Below are 15,281 nucleotides of genomic sequence, written 5' to 3' on the forward strand. Positions count from 1 at the left end.
AGGGGGAGAACGATGTCGACACGGGAAACTGTTCTGCGCGAGGTGCGTTCGCGGACGATCGGTCTGTGGGGGCGCGAGGACGGCATGTCCACCGCGGAGTACGCGATCGGGACCATCGCGGCGGCGGCCTTCGGTGCGGTGCTCTACACCGTGGTCACCGGCGATTCGATCGTCTCGGCGCTCACGGGGATCGTCGAGCGTGCGCTCGAGACGTCGGTGTGACGGCAGGGCACAGGCTGCGGGGTCTCGCGGCCGAGGACGGGGCGGTCACCGTCGAGGCGGCCCTGGCGATCGCGAGCCTGGTGACCGTGCTGGTGCTGTGTCTCGGTGCGCTGCTGAGTATCTCGCATCAGGTGCGGTGCCAGGACGCCGCGCGGGAAGCTGCCCGCCTGGCCGCTCGCGGAGACCGGGACCGTGCGGTGGAGGTGGCGACGCGCGTCGCTCCTGCCGGTGCGCGGGTCTCGCTCACCGAGGAGGGCGACCTGCTCGTCGCCGGAATCGACGCGGACGCACCGCTGCTGCCGATGCTGACCCTCACCGCGGAGGCGGTGGCCGTGCGCGAACCCGAATCGGCGGAATGACTTCCGGCGACGACCGGGGCAGCGCCACCGTTTTCGGCTGCGCGATCGCCGCGGCACTGGTCGCGCTCACCGTGACGGCCGTGCACCTCGGGGGTGCGGTGGTCACCCGTCATCGGGTGCAGGCGGCGGCGGATCTGTCGGCGCTGGCCGTCGCTGCCGCGCTCGACCGGGGAGCGGACGCCGCGTGCGGGAGCGCGGACCCGATCGTCACCCGGATGCGGGTGCGCCTGCGCGGGTGCCGGATCGAGGGATGGGACGCCGTCGTGGAGGTCGCCGCACGGACGTCTCCGCTGTTCGGTGGGAGGGAAGCGGCCGCGGTGGCGCGGGCCGGACCGGCCGGGACGTGATCAGGCGGGCTCCGATCCTTCGATCGCGTCGAGGACCGCCCCGAGCACGGCGATCGCGCCGGCCTTGTCGAGCGGATCGTTGCCGTTGCCGCACTTGGGGGAGTACACGCAGGACGGGCATCCCGCCGCGCATTCGCAGGCGGCGACGGCGTCGCGGGTGGCGCGGAGCCACCGGGCGATCCGGTGGAAGCCGCGTTCGGCGAATCCCGCACCGCCGGGCTGCCCGTCGTAGACGAAGACGGTGGGCAGCCCGGTGTCGGGATGCAGATCGGTGGAGACACCGCCGATGTCCCAGCGATCGCAGGTCGCCACGAGCGGCAGCAGGCAGATCGCGGCGTGTTCGGCGGCGTGCAGCGCACCCGGGACGCGTTCGGCGGTGATGCCGATCCGGTCGAGCAGCTCCGGGTCGATCGTGTACATCACGGCGCGGGTCGGGAGGGTGTGCTCGGGCATGTCCAGGATGATCTGGTCGAGCACCTCGCCGGAGGGCAGCCGGCGCAGATACCCGACCACGCGGTGGCTCACCTCGACGCTCACCGACGCGACGGTGACCGCCCCGTGGTCGTGCATCTCGTCGACGGAGATGCAGCAGATGTCGGTGATCTCGCGTGCGCTGGTGGACCATTCGGGATCCTCGGCGTGCACGAGCGCGATGCCGTCCTCGAGGTGCAGTTCGTCGACGACGAAGGTCTCGCCCTGGTGCAGGTGCACGGCGCCGGGGTGTACGGTCGCGGGGGCGCGTCCCGCCTCCACGGTGCCGAGCATGCGCCCGGTGTCCGCTTCGACGATCGCCACCTGATGCCCGATGCCGCCGCGGATCTCGACGTCGCCGTGCGGTTCGACGCCGGGGGCGACGAACCAGCCGTGCGGGCGCCGGCGGATCAGGCCCTGGTCGGCGAGGTCGGTGAGGACCTCGCGGGCACCGAACTCGTCGACCTCGTCCTCGGACAGGGGGAGCTCCGATGCGGCACAGAGCAATTGCGGACCGAGGACGTAGGGGTTGCCCGGATCGGTGACGGTGGCCTCGACCGGCCGGTCGAGCAGCGCCTGCGGATGGTGCACCAGATAGGTGTCGAGCGGGTCGTCCCGCGCGACCAGCACGACCAGCGATCCCTGCCCGCGCCGCCCGGCGCGACCGCCCTGCTGCCAGAACGATGCGACGGTGCCGGGGAATCCGGCGACCACCACCGCGTCCAGCCCGGCGATGTCGACCCCGAGTTCGAGGGCGTTGGTGCTCGCGACACCGAGCAGTCGTCCCTCCGACAGCGCGGCTTCGAGTTCGCGTCGGTCCTCGGCCAGATAGCCCGCGCGGTACGCCGCGACCCGCTCGACGAGGTCGGGTGCCACTTCGGTGAGCAACCGGCGAGCTCCCATCGCGGCGAGTTCGGCGCCGTGCCGGGATCGGACGAACGCGAGGGTGCGGGCGCCTTCGACGACGAGATCGGCGAGCAGCCGCCCGGCTTCGGTGCCGGCCGCGCGCCGCACGGGTGCGCCGTGTTCGCCGGTGACGTCCTTCAGTAGCGGGGGTTCCCACATCGCGACGGTGCGCGGGCCGTGGGGTGAACCGTCCTCGGTGACCTCCCGGCACGGCGCCCCGATGAGCCGGGACGCGGCCGCTCCGGGTTCGGCGGTGGTGGCCGAGGCGAGGACGAAGACCGGATCGGCGCCGTACCGCCGGGCCACGCGGCGTACCCGCCGCAGGATCAACGCGACGTGCGATCCGAACACCCCGCGGTAGGCGTGGCATTCGTCGACGACGACGTACCGCAGCCGCCGCCACAGGTGCGCCCAGCGCGCGTGCGCGGGCAGCAGCGACAGGTGCAGCATGTCGGGATTTGTGAAGATCCACCGTGAATGCCGTCGTGCCCATTGCCGGATCTCGGGCGAGGTGTCCCCGTCGTAGGCGCACGCACACACCGTCGACAACGTGTCCGTCGCCGAGGTCAGTTCGGTGACGGCTTTCAGCTGATCGGCGCCGAGCGCTTTGGTGGGGGACAGGTACAGGGCGGTGGCGTGCGGATCCTCGGCGAGTGCACCGAGGACGGGCAGCTGGTACGCCAGGGACTTGCCGGAGGCGGTGCCGGTGGAGACGACGACGTGCTGCCCGCTCGCCGCGAGTTCGGCCGCTTCGGCCTGATGACTCCAGGGCCGGTCGACGCCGCGTTCCCGAAACGCCTGGACAAGGGGGTCGGGAGCCCACTGCGGCCAGTCGCCGTACCGGGCCTCGCGGGCGGGGATCTCGGCGACGTGCGTCAGCGGGGTCTCGCCCGAGGGGGTTCCGGCGAGCAGGTGATCGAGGAGGAGACGCCCGTAGGTGGGAGCGGTGCCGTCGCCGGTGTGGAGAGGGGGCGGGCCGGTCACGCGGAACTCCGAGACGGTCGGGCTGGATCGAGGTCCGGGGGAGCGCTCACGCCCCTCCCGTAACACGGCAGAAACAACTACCGGTCGGTAATGCTACCGACACATGAACAAGATCGAGGAATCGGCACGTTTGTGCCTATTCCTACTGTTGCACAGGCTCGGAACGTGGTTGACTGACACCCGGTCGCAGCTTCTGTGTTCGGTGCCTCGAGAAGGTTCACGCTCGCAGGATCGATGGTTGCGAGCGCGGTGCTTTGGCTCTTCCAGCGGGGGATTCGAGAAGTACAGCGGTCGGAATCGGGACCTGGCGGACCGCGTACCCGGCGGTTCGTCGAATCCGGTGTTAGAAAGAGAAGGAAAAGCATGGCACAGGGCACTGTGAAGTGGTTCAACGCGGAGAAGGGCTTCGGCTTCATCGCTCCTGAGGACGGCTCCGCCGACGTGTTCGTTCACTACTCCGAGATCCAGGGTTCCGGTTTCCGCACCCTCGAGGAGAACCAGCGAGTCGAGTTCGAGGTCGGCCAGGGCACCAAGGGCCCGCAGGCCACCGGTGTTCGCGCACTCTGATTCACCCGCTCGAACGAGCTGACGGGTGAGACCCTGCGTCTCATCCGAATCGTCCCCCATCACCTCGGGTGATGGGGGACGATGCTTTTCCGGGCATCCTGCGATCACTCCGCTGTGCTCGGTCACGAGGCCCGTCATGAGGTCGGCCACGAGGAGAGGAGGACCCGTGAGTCAACTGTCCTTCTTCGGTGCGGAGACCATGCCGCCCGCCCTGGCCGATCTGAGCGGCCTGCTCGCCGCGCACGGCCACGTGACCGTCACCGACGAGGGCGCATCGATCTCCGTCGAGGTCGAGGAGGAATGGCGCGCGGCGGCCGTCGCCCGGTTCGTGCGCGACACGGGGATCGACGCCGAGGTCGTCCGCGACGACGGGCTCTTCCTCGTCGGTACCGCCACCGACAGGCTCATCGGGACCCTCGCGGCGGAGTGGACGGGCGAGGAGGGCAAGACGGTGCCGACGGGATGGATGCCCACCGCCCGCGCGCAGCGGGTGTGGTTCCTGGCCGCGGGCCGGATGGAGGTCGAGGGCGCGCAGTACGTCCTGGGACTGGACCCGGTGGCGCCCGGTACGCACGGTCCGCTGGCGCAGGCGCTCCTGCACGCCGGGATCGCGCCCACTCTGATCGGAACGCACGGCACCGGCCGGCCGGGTCTGCGGATCTCCGGCCGCAAGCGGCTGACCAGGTTCGTCGAGAACATCGGGGCACCTCCCGACGCCGACGAGGCGCGGCGGATCTGGCCCCATGTGGAGCCCGCCGATCATCACTTGTGAAGAGTCGTCCGGTGAGGATGTGCGACCCTGTGTGTGGCCGCGTCGGGGGAACGGGTCGGTATACATGTCTTCGAACAGCGCGACATGTCGGCAATGAGGGAAGGTGCGGGCGGCACGGTGGCAGCACGGGAGAAGAGCACTGCGGGCGGTTCGTCGGGCACGCGTCGGCTCGTGATCGTCGAGTCCCCGACCAAGGCGAGGAAGATCGCCCCCTACCTGGGTCGCGACTACGTCGTCGAGGCCTCGGTCGGTCACATCCGCGACCTGCCGCGGGGCGCCGCCGACGTGCCCGCCAAGTACAAGGGCGAGTCGTGGGCCCGCCTCGGCGTCGACGTCGACCACGACTTCGAACCGCTCTACGTCGTCAGCTCCGACAAGAAGTCGAAGGTCGCCGAGCTCAAGAGCCTGCTGAAGGACGCCGACGAGCTGTACCTCGCCACCGACCCCGACCGCGAGGGCGAGGCCATCGCGTGGCACCTGCTCGAGACGCTCAAGCCCAAGGTGCCGGTCCGGCGTATGGTCTTCCACGAGATCACCGAGCCCGCGATCCGCGCCGCCGCCGAGAACACCCGTGACCTCGACAACGCGCTGGTCGACGCCCAGGAGACCCGCCGCATCCTCGACCGTCTGTACGGCTACGAGGTCAGCCCGGTGCTGTGGAAGAAGGTCATGCCGCGCCTGTCCGCGGGCCGCGTGCAGTCGGTGGCGACCCGAATCATCGTGCAGCGCGAACGCGAACGCATGGCGTTCCGCTCCGCGGAGTACTGGGACATCGCGGCCACCCTGGACGCCGGCGCCGCGGCGAGCCCGCGCTCGTTCGGTGCCCGTCTGGTCAACGTCGACGGTGCGCGCGTCGCGTCGGGCCGAGACTTCGGTCCCGACGGCAACCTGAAGACCGACGGTGTCGTGGTCCTCGACGAGGACCGGGCCCGTCGCCTCGCCGAGGCCCTCGCCGGTGTCGAGCTGACGGTCTCCTCGGCCGAGAGCAAGCCCTACACCCGCAAGCCCTACGCGCCGTTCATGACGTCGACGCTGCAGCAGGAGGCCGGCCGCAAGCTGCGTTTCTCGTCGGAGCGCACGATGCGCACCGCGCAGCGTCTGTACGAGAACGGCTACATCACCTACATGCGTACCGACTCCACGACGCTGTCGGAGTCGGCCATCGCCGCGGCCCGCGCCCAGGCCACGCAGCTGTACGGCGCCGAGTTCGTGCACCCGACGCCGCGGCAGTACACCCGCAAGGTCAAGAACGCGCAGGAGGCCCACGAGGCGATCCGCCCTGCCGGTGACGTCTTCGCCACCCCGGGTGAGCTGCACTCGCGTCTCGACGCCGACGAGTACAAGCTGTACGAGCTGATCTGGCAGCGCACCGTCGCCTCGCAGATGGCCGACGCGCGCGGCACGACCCTCACGCTGCGCATCACCGGCACCGCGGGCACCGGCGAGGAGTGCACCTTCTCGTCGTCGGGCCGCACCATCACCTTCCCCGGCTTCCTCAAGGCCTACGTCGAGAGCGTCGACGAGGAGGCCGGTGGCCAGTCGGACGACGCCGAGTCGCGGCTGCCGAACCTGTCCGAGGGCGCCGCGGTCACCGCGACGAAGCTCGACCCGGACGGTCACTCCACCAACCCGCCTGCCCGCTACACCGAGGCGAGCCTGATCAAGACGCTCGAAGAGCTCGGCATCGGCCGTCCCTCGACGTACGCGTCGATCATCAAGACGATCCTCGACCGCGGCTACGTCTACAAGCGGGGCAGTGCGCTCGTGCCGTCCTGGGTGGCGTTCGCCGTCATCGGCCTGCTCGAGGCGCACTTCGCGCAGCTCGTCGACTACGACTTCACCGCCGGGATGGAGGACGACCTCGACGAGATCGCCGCCGGGCACCGGCAGCGCACCGACTGGCTCACCCGCTTCTACTTCGGCAGCGAGGATGGCGACGAGGACACGGTCGCGCGCAAGGGTGGCCTGAAGAAGCTCGTGGGGGAGAACCTCGAGGACATCGACGCACGCGAGATCAACTCGATCCGCTTGTTCGACGACTCCGAGGGCCGCGAGATCCACGTGCGCGTCGGCCGCTTCGGCCCGTATCTCGAACGGATGGTCGCCGACCCCGACAACCCCGACGCCGAACCGACCTCGCAGCGCGCCAACCTGCCCGACGACCTGCCGCCGGACGAGCTCACCCTCGAATACGCGGAGAAGCTCTTCTCGACGCCGCAGGAAGGCCGTGTGCTCGGCGTCGACCCGGCCACCGGCTACGAGATCGTCGCGCGTGAGGGCCGCTTCGGCCCCTACGTGACCGAACTGATCCCCGATCCGGAACCCGAGCCCGAACCGGAGCCGGACGTCACGCCCATCCCCGTCGAGGAACTCGGCTCGGAGGGGGAGGGCGGTACGAAGACCGCCACCAAGAAGGCCGTCGCCAAGAAGGCGGCGAAGAAGGCACCGGCCAAGAAGGCCGGCCCGAAGCCGCGCACGGGTTCGTTGTTCAAGTCGATGGACCTGGCCACCGTCACCCTCGAGGACGCGCTGAAGCTGCTCTCGCTGCCGCGCGTCGTGGGGGTCGACCCGGAATCCGGCGAGGAGATCACCGCGCAGAACGGTCGCTACGGCCCGTACCTGAAGAAGGGCAGCGACTCGCGTTCGCTCGCCAACGAGGAGCAGATCTTCACGATCACGCTCGAGGACGCACTGAAGATCTACGCGGAGCCCAAGCGCCGCGGCCGGCAGGCAGCTGCCGCCCCGCCGCTGCGGGAACTCGGCACCGATCCGGTGAGCGGCAAGCAGATGGTGATCAAGGACGGCCGGTTCGGCCCGTACGTCACCGACGGCGAGACCAACGCCAGCCTGCGCAAGGGCGACGAGGTCGAGACGATCACCGACGAACGCGCCGCCGAACTGCTCGCCGATCGTCGTGCGCGCGGGCCGGCCAAGAAGGCTGCGAAGAAGACCGCCGCGAAGAACACGACGGCGAAGAAGACCGCGGCGAAGAAGACAACCGCCAAGAAGACCGCGGCGAAGAAGACGGCCGCGAAGAAGTCCGCGGCGAAGAAGACGGCCGCGAAGAAGTCCGCCGAATAACCGGCGGTCCGACCGCGCTGCCGGTCGCACGTGCCGTCGATCCGGCCGTGCGATCGGGAGCGGTCGGACCCGCTGGTTAGGCTGAGCGCATGCCCGGGGTATTCGATCGGCTCGTCGGTCAACGTGATGTCGAGGCCGAACTCGTCGCGGCCGCCCTCGCGGCACGTCGAGGAGACACCGGCTCGGCGATGACGCACTCCTGGCTGTTCACCGGGCCTCCCGGTTCCGGCCGATCGGTCGCGGCCCTGTGCTTCGCCGCCGCGTTGCAGTGCACCGACGAGGGCACCCCCGGTTGCGGTCGCTGCCAGGCCTGCACCACCACGATGGCTGGTACCCACGGCGACGTCCGGCGGGTCGTGCCCGAGGGCCTGACCATCAGCGTCAAGTCGATGCGCGACATCGTGCAGGTCGCGTCGCGGCGCCCGAGCACCGGCCGGTGGCAGGTCGTGGTGATCGAGGACGCCGACCGCCTCACCGAGGGAGCTGCGAACGCGCTGCTGAAGGTGGTCGAGGAACCTCCGCAGCGCACCGTCTTCCTGTTGTGCGCGCCGTCCGTCGATCCCGAGGACATCTCGGTGACGCTCCGCTCGCGGTGCCGCCACATCGGGCTGGTCACCCCCAGCGCCGACGCCATCGCCCGCGTTCTCGAGCAGACCGACGGCATCGACGCCGAGACGGCCCGCTGGGCCGCGTCCGTCAGTGCCGGTCACGTCGGCCGGGCCCGCCGGTTGGCGACCGACGCCGAGGCCCGCGACAACCGGTCGCGAGCACTGGCCCTCGCCACCGCGGTGCTGCGGCCGGCGACGACCTACTCCGCTGCCGAGGATCTGGGCCGGAGTGCGGAGGCCGAGGCCAAGGCGATCAGCGCCGAACGCGACGAACGCGAGACCGAGGAACTGAAGACCGCGCTCGGCGCCGGGGGCACCGGCAAGGGTGCCGCGGGGGCACTGCGCGGTTCGGCCGGGGTGCTCAAGGAACTCGAACGCACCCAGAAGTCACGGAAGACGCGCACCGAGCGCGACATCATGGATCGCGCCCTGATCGACCTCGCCGGTCTGTACCGGGACGCACTGGTCCACTCCTTCGGGTCGGCGGTCACCCCCAATCACCCCGACATGGCCGAACGCGCCGCCGACCTGGCTTCCCGGACCCGCCCCGAGGCGCTGCTGGACTGCATCGAAGCGATCCTCGACTGCCGCGAGGCCCTGGCCCAGAACGTCAAACCCCGGTTCGCGCTCGCCGCCCTCGCGGCCCGGTTGAGCGCAGCTTTCCGCTAGTCGACGTGCGCGTTTGCATCGGAGTGGGGGTAGTCGGCTAGACTTCGGACGCCGAAAGGCTCGCTGCCTTAGCTCAGTCGGTAGAGCATTTCACTCGTAATGAAAAGGTCGTCGGTTCGATTCCGACAGGCAGCTCCACGAAGGCCCCTCACCAGCAGGTGAGGGGCCTTCGGTGTTTCTGCTGCACCGTCGACCCGGGGCGGGATGATGGAGACATGTGGATGGAACTGTTCTCGCTGATCCTCATAGTGGGCGCGCTCGTCGTCGTCCTGCCGACGGCCATCCGGGTGTTCCGGAACCGCGACGACCACTGACGGGGTCCGCAGACACCGGAAGGGGAGCTGCGCCGGATTCATGTGGCGAAATCATTCCCGTCATCGGTCCCGGCGCCGCATGCTCTTGTCATGGGTGAGTCGTTGAAGGACCGGGTTCGAGAGAAGATTCTGCGGCAGCGGGCGGAGGACGGTGGCCGGCCGATCGGGGACGCGGAAGGCGACGATCCCCGGCTCATGGACATCCGCAGCGACCTCGCGATGCTCGAACAAGCGGAAGAGGACGATCCCGTGGTCCAGCACCTCGCCGCCAAGTACTGGGTGCCCTGACCCCGGATGCCTCCCCGAGAGGCCCGAAACATGTCCTGACCTGGCGATTTGGTTTTCTGCGTCATGTTCGCGTAACTTATTCCAGGTCAGAGCGACACGGACACCGACCCGGACCGCGAGGTACGGGACAACGAGGTTGGACGAAGGCGCCTGCGAATTTCACTGGTTCGAAACCTTCTGGTAAGGTTTTGAGCCGTGCCCGAGAGCCGCGAGGCCCTCGGATGAACAGTCACCCCGGAGTGAACGGGCCGAAAGGTTCGGGATCGATGGTGTGTGCGTGTTCTTTGAGAACTCAACAGTGTGCCGATGAATGTCAGTGCCAAATTTTTTTTGGTGCAGCCACTTCTAGCGGAGTGGTTGTTTGCTGGTCGTCTCGTTCTTCCGTCTGGGGCGATCGGTATTTGAGTTTTTACGCTAGTGATTTGGCTCTACGCTTATGGCTGATTACCCCTTCGGGGGGATCGAGAGTCTTTAACGGAGAGTTTGATCCTGGCTCAGGACGAACGCTGGCGGCGTGCTTAACACATGCAAGTCGAACGATGAAGCCCAGCTTGCTGGGTGGATTAGTGGCGAACGGGTGAGTAACACGTGGGTGATCTGCCCTGCACTCTGGGATAAGCCTGGGAAACTGGGTCTAATACCGGATACGACCTTCTGCTGCATGGCAGGGGGTGGAAAGTTTTTTCGGTGCAGGATGAGCCCGCGGCCTATCAGCTTGTTGGTGGGGTAATGGCCTACCAAGGCGACGACGGGTAGCCGGCCTGAGAGGGCGACCGGCCACACTGGGACTGAGACACGGCCCAGACTCCTACGGGAGGCAGCAGTGGGGAATATTGCACAATGGGCGAAAGCCTGATGCAGCGACGCCGCGTGAGGGATGACGGCCTTCGGGTTGTAAACCTCTTTCAGCAGGGACGAAGCGCAAGTGACGGTACCTGCAGAAGAAGCACCGGCCAACTACGTGCCAGCAGCCGCGGTAATACGTAGGGTGCGAGCGTTGTCCGGAATTACTGGGCGTAAAGAGCTCGTAGGCGGTTTGTCGCGTCGTCTGTGAAAACCCGCAGCTCAACTGCGGGCTTGCAGGCGATACGGGCAGACTTGAGTACTGCAGGGGAGACTGGAATTCCTGGTGTAGCGGTGAAATGCGCAGATATCAGGAGGAACACCGGTGGCGAAGGCGGGTCTCTGGGCAGTAACTGACGCTGAGGAGCGAAAGCGTGGGTAGCGAACAGGATTAGATACCCTGGTAGTCCACGCCGTAAACGGTGGGCGCTAGGTGTGGGTTTCCTTCCACGGGATCCGTGCCGTAGCTAACGCATTAAGCGCCCCGCCTGGGGAGTACGGCCGCAAGGCTAAAACTCAAAGGAATTGACGGGGGCCCGCACAAGCGGCGGAGCATGTGGATTAATTCGATGCAACGCGAAGAACCTTACCTGGGTTTGACATATACCGGATCGCCTCAGAGATGGGGTTTCCCTTGTGGTCGGTATACAGGTGGTGCATGGCTGTCGTCAGCTCGTGTCGTGAGATGTTGGGTTAAGTCCCGCAACGAGCGCAACCCTTGTCCTGTGTTGCCAGCACGTAATGGTGGGGACTCGCAGGAGACTGCCGGGGTCAACTCGGAGGAAGGTGGGGACGACGTCAAGTCATCATGCCCCTTATGTCCAGGGCTTCACACATGCTACAATGGTCGGTACAGAGGGCTGCGATACCGTGAGGTGGAGCGAATCCCTTAAAGCCGGTCTCAGTTCGGATCGGGGTCTGCAACTCGACCCCGTGAAGTCGGAGTCGCTAGTAATCGCAGATCAGCAACGCTGCGGTGAATACGTTCCCGGGCCTTGTACACACCGCCCGTCACGTCATGAAAGTCGGTAACACCCGAAGCCGGTGGCCTAACCCCTTGTGGGAGGGAGCCGTCGAAGGTGGGATCGGCGATTGGGACGAAGTCGTAACAAGGTAGCCGTACCGGAAGGTGCGGCTGGATCACCTCCTTTCTAAGGAGCATCTCCTGTCTCGGACCAGCACGCAGGTGGTGGGGGAGCAGGCAGAGGCCGATTGTCCCCGATCGTGGGACACGGTTGCTCATGGGTGGAACGCTGGCAATCATCACCGTGTATGCATCATCCAATAGTGGTGGTGTGCGGTGGTTATATCGGTGCACTGTTGGGTCCTGAGGGAACACGCGAGTGTTTTTTCAGCGACGATGATCCGCGAAACGAGGAGCTTCGGTTTCTTGCGGTAGGGGTTGTTGTGTGTTGTTTGAGAACTGCACAGTGGACGCGAGCATCTTTGTTGTAAGTGTTTATGAGCGTACGGTGGATGCCTTGGCACCAGGAGCCGATGAAGGACGTGGGAGGCTGCGATATGCCTCGGGGAGCTGTCAACCGAGCTGTGATCCGAGGATTTCCGAATGGGGAAACCCAGCACGAGTGATGTCGTGTTACCCGCACCTGAATATATAGGGTGTGTGGAGGGAACGTGGGGAAGTGAAACATCTCAGTACCCACAGGAAGAGAAAACAACAGTGATTCCGTGAGTAGTGGCGAGCGAAAGCGGATGAGGCTAAACCGGGCACATGTGATACCTGGCAGGGGTTGTGTGTTCGGGGTTGTGGGGTTCGATATGTCGACGCTGCCGAGTCGGTCGACAGTCAGAAATCGTTGTGTTAGTCGAAGTGGTCTGGAACGGCCTGTCGTAGAGGGTGAGAGCCCCGTAGACGAAAACATGGCGACTGTCGAATCGGATACCCGAGTAGCACCGGGCCCGTGAAATCCGGTGTGAATCTGTCGGGACCACCCGATAAGCCTGAATACTCCCTGGTGACCGATAGCGGACTAGTACCGTGAGGGAAAGGTGAAAAGTACCCCGGGAGGGGAGTGAAATAGTACCTGAAACCGTGCGCTTACAATCCGTCAGAGCTGGTGCATGATTTGGTTCATGGCTGGTGATGGCGTGCCTTTTGAAGAATGAGCCTGCGAGTTAGTGGCATGTCGCGAGGTTAACCCGTGTGGGGTAGTCGTAGCGAAAGCGAGTCCGAACAGGGCGGTTGAGTGGCATGTTCTAGACCCGAAGCGGAGTGATCTACCCATGGCCAGGGTGAAGCGATGGTAAGACGTCGTGGAGGCCCGAACCCACTTAGGTTGAAAACTGAGGGGATGAGTTGTGGGTAGGGGTGAAAGGCCAATCAAACTCCGTGATAGCTGGTTCTCCCCGAAATGCATTTAGGTGCAGCGTCACGTGTTTCTCACCGGAGGTAGAGCTACTGGATGGTCTAGGGGGCCCACAAGCTTACCGAAATCAGCCAAACTCCGAATGCCGGTGAGTGAGAGCGTGGCAGTGAGACTGCGGGGGATAAGCTTCGTAGTCGAGAGGGAAACAGCCCAGATCGCCGGCTAAGGCCCCTAAGCGTGTACTAAGTGGAAAAGGATGTGGGATCGCTGAGACAACCAGGAGGTTGGCTTAGAAGCAGCCACCCTTGAAAGAGTGCGTAATAGCTCACTGGTCAAGTGGTTCTGCGCCGACAATGTAGCGGGGCTCAAGTACACCGCCGAAGCCGCGGCATTCACACAACACCTCGGAGGGATTACGGTTTCTCCGGCAGTGGTGTGGATGGGTAGGGGAGCGTCGTGCAGCCGTGGAAGCAGCGGGGTGACCCAGTTGTGGAGGCTGCGCGAGTGAGAATGCAGGCATGAGTAGCGAAAGACGAGTGAGAAACTCGTCCGCCGGATGACCAAGGGTTCCTGGGCCAGGTTAATCCGCCCAGGGTGAGTCGGGACCTAAGGCGAGGCCGACAGGCGTAGTCGATGGACAACGGGTTGATATTCCCGTACCCGTGTATCCGCGCCCAATGGCGAGGCAGTTGTGCTAACCGTCCAAAAGTTCTCTTTGTCCCTTCGGGGGCTCTGGGGATGGCTGCACGGGACCCTGGCTGTAGTAGTCAAGCGATGGGGTGACGCAGGAAGGTAGCTGGGCCAGGTGGTGGAATACCTGGTGTAAGCCGGTAGGGCGAATGGTAGGCAAATCCGCCATTCATGGAGCCTGAGAGGTGATGCGTACCCGTTGAGGGGAATTCAGTGATCCTATGCTGCCGAGAAAAGCCTCTAGTGAGTTGGTACACGGCCCGTACCCCAAACCGACACAGGTGGTCAGGTAGAGAATACCGAGGCGATCGAGAGAACTGTGGTTAAGGAACTCGGCAAAATGCCCCCGTAACTTCGGGAGAAGGGGGACCAGCCCTGGTGATGAGTCTTGCACTCTGAGCTGGGGGTGGTCGCAGAGACCAGAGAGAAGCGACTGTTTACTAAAAACACAGGTCCGTGCGAAGTCGTAAGACGATGTATACGGACTGACGCCTGCCCGGTGCTGGAAGGTTAAGAGGACCGGTTAGCGGGGTTTACTCCGCGAAGCTGAGAATTTAAGCCCCAGTAAACGGCGGTGGTAACTATAACCATCCTAAGGTAGCGAAATTCCTTGTCGGGTAAGTTCCGACCTGCACGAATGGCGTAACGACTTCTCTGCTGTCTCGACCACAGACTCGGCGAAATTGCATTACGAGTAAAGATGCTCGTTACGCGCGGCAGGACGAAAAGACCCCGGGACCTTCACTATAGCTTGGTATTGGTGTTCGGTTCGGTTTGTGTAGGATAGGTGGGAGACTGTGAAGCGGTGACGCCAGTTGTCGTGGAGTCGTTGTTGAAATACCACTCTGATCGTATTGGACATCTAACCTCGGACCATGATCTGGTTCAGGGACAGTGCCTGGTGGGTAGTTTAACTGGGGCGGTTGCCTCCCAAAATGTAACGGAGGCGCCCAAAGGTTCCCTCAGCCTGGTTGGCAATCAGGTGTCGAGTGCAAGTGCACAAGGGAGCTTGACTGTGAGACTGACAGGTCGAGCAGGGACGAAAGTCGGGACTAGTGATCCGGCACCGGCATGTGGAAGCGGTGTCGCTCAACGGATAAAAGGTACCCCGGGGATAACAGGCTGATCTTCCCCAAGAGTCCATATCGACGGGATGGTTTGGCACCTCGATGTCGGCTCGTCGCATCCTGGGGCTGGAGTAGGTCCCAAGGGTTGGGCTGTTCGCCCATTAAAGCGGCACGCGAGCTGGGTTTAGAACGTCGTGAGACAGTTCGGTCTCTATCCGCCGCGCGCGTTAGAAACTTGAGGAAGGCTGTCCCTAGTACGAGAGGACCGGGACGGACGAACCTCTGGTGTGCCAGTTGTCCCGCCAGGGGCATGGCTGGTTGGCTACGTTCGGAAGGGATAACCGCTGAAAGCATCTAAGCGGGAAGCCTGTTCCAAGATGAGGTTTCTCACCCCCTCGAGGGGGTAAGGCCCCCGGCAGACCACCGGGTTGATAGGCCGGAACTGGAAGCGCAGTAATGTGTGGAGGTGACCGGTACTAATAGGCCGAGGACTTACCATGAAGGTGTTACGCGTCCACTGTGCGGTATCTGAAACAGCACACACATCAGATGTCGGGCCCGGCGGTGTTCGGGTGGTCGATTCTGGTGCGTGAAGTTTCATAGAGTTACGGCGGCCATAGCGACAGGGAAACGCCCGGTCCCATTCCGAACCCGGAAGCTAAGCCTGTCTGCGCCGATGGTACTGCACTCGACAGGGTGTGGGAGAGTAGGACACCGCCGAACACCCGTTACCGGAGACCCCCGACATCAGTCGGGGGTCTCCGTG

At 65.1% G+C, this 15,281-nt stretch carries 9 protein-coding genes, 1 tRNA gene and 3 rRNA genes; 12 read left to right on the plus strand and 1 reads right to left on the minus strand.

Features of this window, described 5'->3' with window-relative positions; genetic code table 11:
• Positions 1-12 precede the first annotated feature (12 nt).
• Genes OED52_RS01840 through OED52_RS01850 form a run of 3 tightly spaced genes read left to right on the plus strand, consistent with a single transcriptional unit; the run spans position 13 to position 928 of the window.
• On the plus strand, positions 13-222 hold the full coding sequence (locus OED52_RS01840; RefSeq protein WP_264153014.1) for a DUF4244 domain-containing protein: 210 nt from the start codon (positions 13-15) through the stop codon (positions 220-222).
• Positions 219-581 (plus strand): TadE family type IV pilus minor pilin, encoded by a 363-nt coding sequence (locus OED52_RS01845; RefSeq protein WP_264153015.1) that lies wholly within the window; start codon positions 219-221, stop codon positions 579-581. The genes OED52_RS01840 and OED52_RS01845 overlap by 4 nt, the downstream gene beginning before the upstream one ends.
• A complete protein-coding gene (locus tag OED52_RS01850; RefSeq protein ID WP_264153016.1) occupies positions 578-928 on the plus strand; it encodes an Rv3654c family TadE-like protein in 351 nt (116 codons plus the stop codon). The genes OED52_RS01845 and OED52_RS01850 overlap by 4 nt, the downstream gene beginning before the upstream one ends.
• Here the strand turns inward: OED52_RS01850 and OED52_RS01855 are convergent, their stop codons facing one another.
• On the minus strand, positions 929-3,289 hold the full coding sequence (locus OED52_RS01855) for a DEAD/DEAH box helicase (RefSeq protein ID WP_264153017.1): 2,361 nt from the start codon (positions 3,287-3,289) through the stop codon (positions 929-931).
• A gap of 363 nt (positions 3,290-3,652) precedes the next feature.
• Here OED52_RS01855 and OED52_RS01860 point away from each other — a divergent pair, with 363 nt between their 5' ends.
• From OED52_RS01860 to rrf, 9 genes are all read left to right on the plus strand, one after another.
• Positions 3,653-3,856 carry a cold-shock protein gene (locus OED52_RS01860; RefSeq protein ID WP_003935252.1) on the plus strand — a complete coding sequence of 68 codons (204 nt, stop codon included), beginning with the start codon at positions 3,653-3,655 and terminating at the stop codon, positions 3,854-3,856.
• A 166-nt stretch (positions 3,857-4,022) separates the two neighbouring features.
• Positions 4,023-4,628 (plus strand): hypothetical protein, encoded by a 606-nt coding sequence (locus OED52_RS01865; protein WP_264153018.1) that lies wholly within the window; start codon positions 4,023-4,025, stop codon positions 4,626-4,628.
• A 93-nt stretch (positions 4,629-4,721) separates the two neighbouring features.
• Positions 4,722-7,709: a type I DNA topoisomerase gene (gene topA / locus OED52_RS01870; RefSeq protein ID WP_413247703.1), complete on the plus strand. Its 2,988-nt coding sequence runs from the start codon at positions 4,722-4,724 to the stop codon at positions 7,707-7,709.
• An 89-nt stretch (positions 7,710-7,798) separates the two neighbouring features.
• The gene (locus OED52_RS01875; protein WP_264153020.1) at positions 7,799-8,986 is read left to right on the plus strand and encodes a DNA polymerase III subunit delta'; all 1,188 of its coding nucleotides are present in this window, start codon (positions 7,799-7,801) and stop codon (positions 8,984-8,986) included.
• A 62-nt stretch (positions 8,987-9,048) separates the two neighbouring features.
• Positions 9,049-9,124 (plus strand) — tRNA-Thr (locus OED52_RS01880).
• A 266-nt stretch (positions 9,125-9,390) separates the two neighbouring features.
• A complete protein-coding gene (locus tag OED52_RS01885; protein WP_264153021.1) occupies positions 9,391-9,588 on the plus strand; it encodes a hypothetical protein in 198 nt (65 codons plus the stop codon).
• A gap of 471 nt (positions 9,589-10,059) precedes the next feature.
• Positions 10,060-11,582: ribosomal RNA gene (locus tag OED52_RS01890) — 16S ribosomal RNA — on the plus strand.
• Between the two features lie 298 nt (positions 11,583-11,880).
• Positions 11,881-15,015: ribosomal RNA gene (locus OED52_RS01895) — 23S ribosomal RNA — on the plus strand.
• Between the two features lie 106 nt (positions 15,016-15,121).
• A 5S ribosomal RNA gene (gene rrf / locus OED52_RS01900) occupies positions 15,122-15,238 on the plus strand.
• Together the 16S, 23S and 5S rRNA genes form the textbook arrangement of a ribosomal RNA operon.
• The last annotated feature ends 43 nt before the right edge of the window (positions 15,239-15,281 follow it).

This window comes from Rhodococcus sp. Z13 (genome assembly GCF_025837095.1).
GTDB classification, from domain to species: Bacteria; Actinomycetota; Actinomycetes; order Mycobacteriales; family Mycobacteriaceae; genus Rhodococcus; species Rhodococcus sacchari.

What these genes read in the sequence shown, in the direction of transcription:
- topA (WP_413247703.1), top strand. Translation starts at nt 4,722, where the DNA reads ATGAGGGAAGGTGCGGGCGGCACGGTGGCAGCACGGGAGAAGAGCACT.
- OED52_RS01885 (WP_264153021.1), top strand. Translation starts at nt 9,391, where the DNA reads ATGGGTGAGTCGTTGAAGGACCGGGTTCGAGAGAAGATTCTGCGGCAG.
- OED52_RS01860 (WP_003935252.1), top strand. Translation starts at nt 3,653, where the DNA reads ATGGCACAGGGCACTGTGAAGTGGTTCAACGCGGAGAAGGGCTTCGGC.
- OED52_RS01875 (WP_264153020.1), top strand. Translation starts at nt 7,799, where the DNA reads ATGCCCGGGGTATTCGATCGGCTCGTCGGTCAACGTGATGTCGAGGCC.
- OED52_RS01840 (WP_264153014.1), top strand. Translation starts at nt 13, where the DNA reads ATGTCGACACGGGAAACTGTTCTGCGCGAGGTGCGTTCGCGGACGATC.
- OED52_RS01850 (WP_264153016.1), top strand. Translation starts at nt 578, where the DNA reads ATGACTTCCGGCGACGACCGGGGCAGCGCCACCGTTTTCGGCTGCGCG.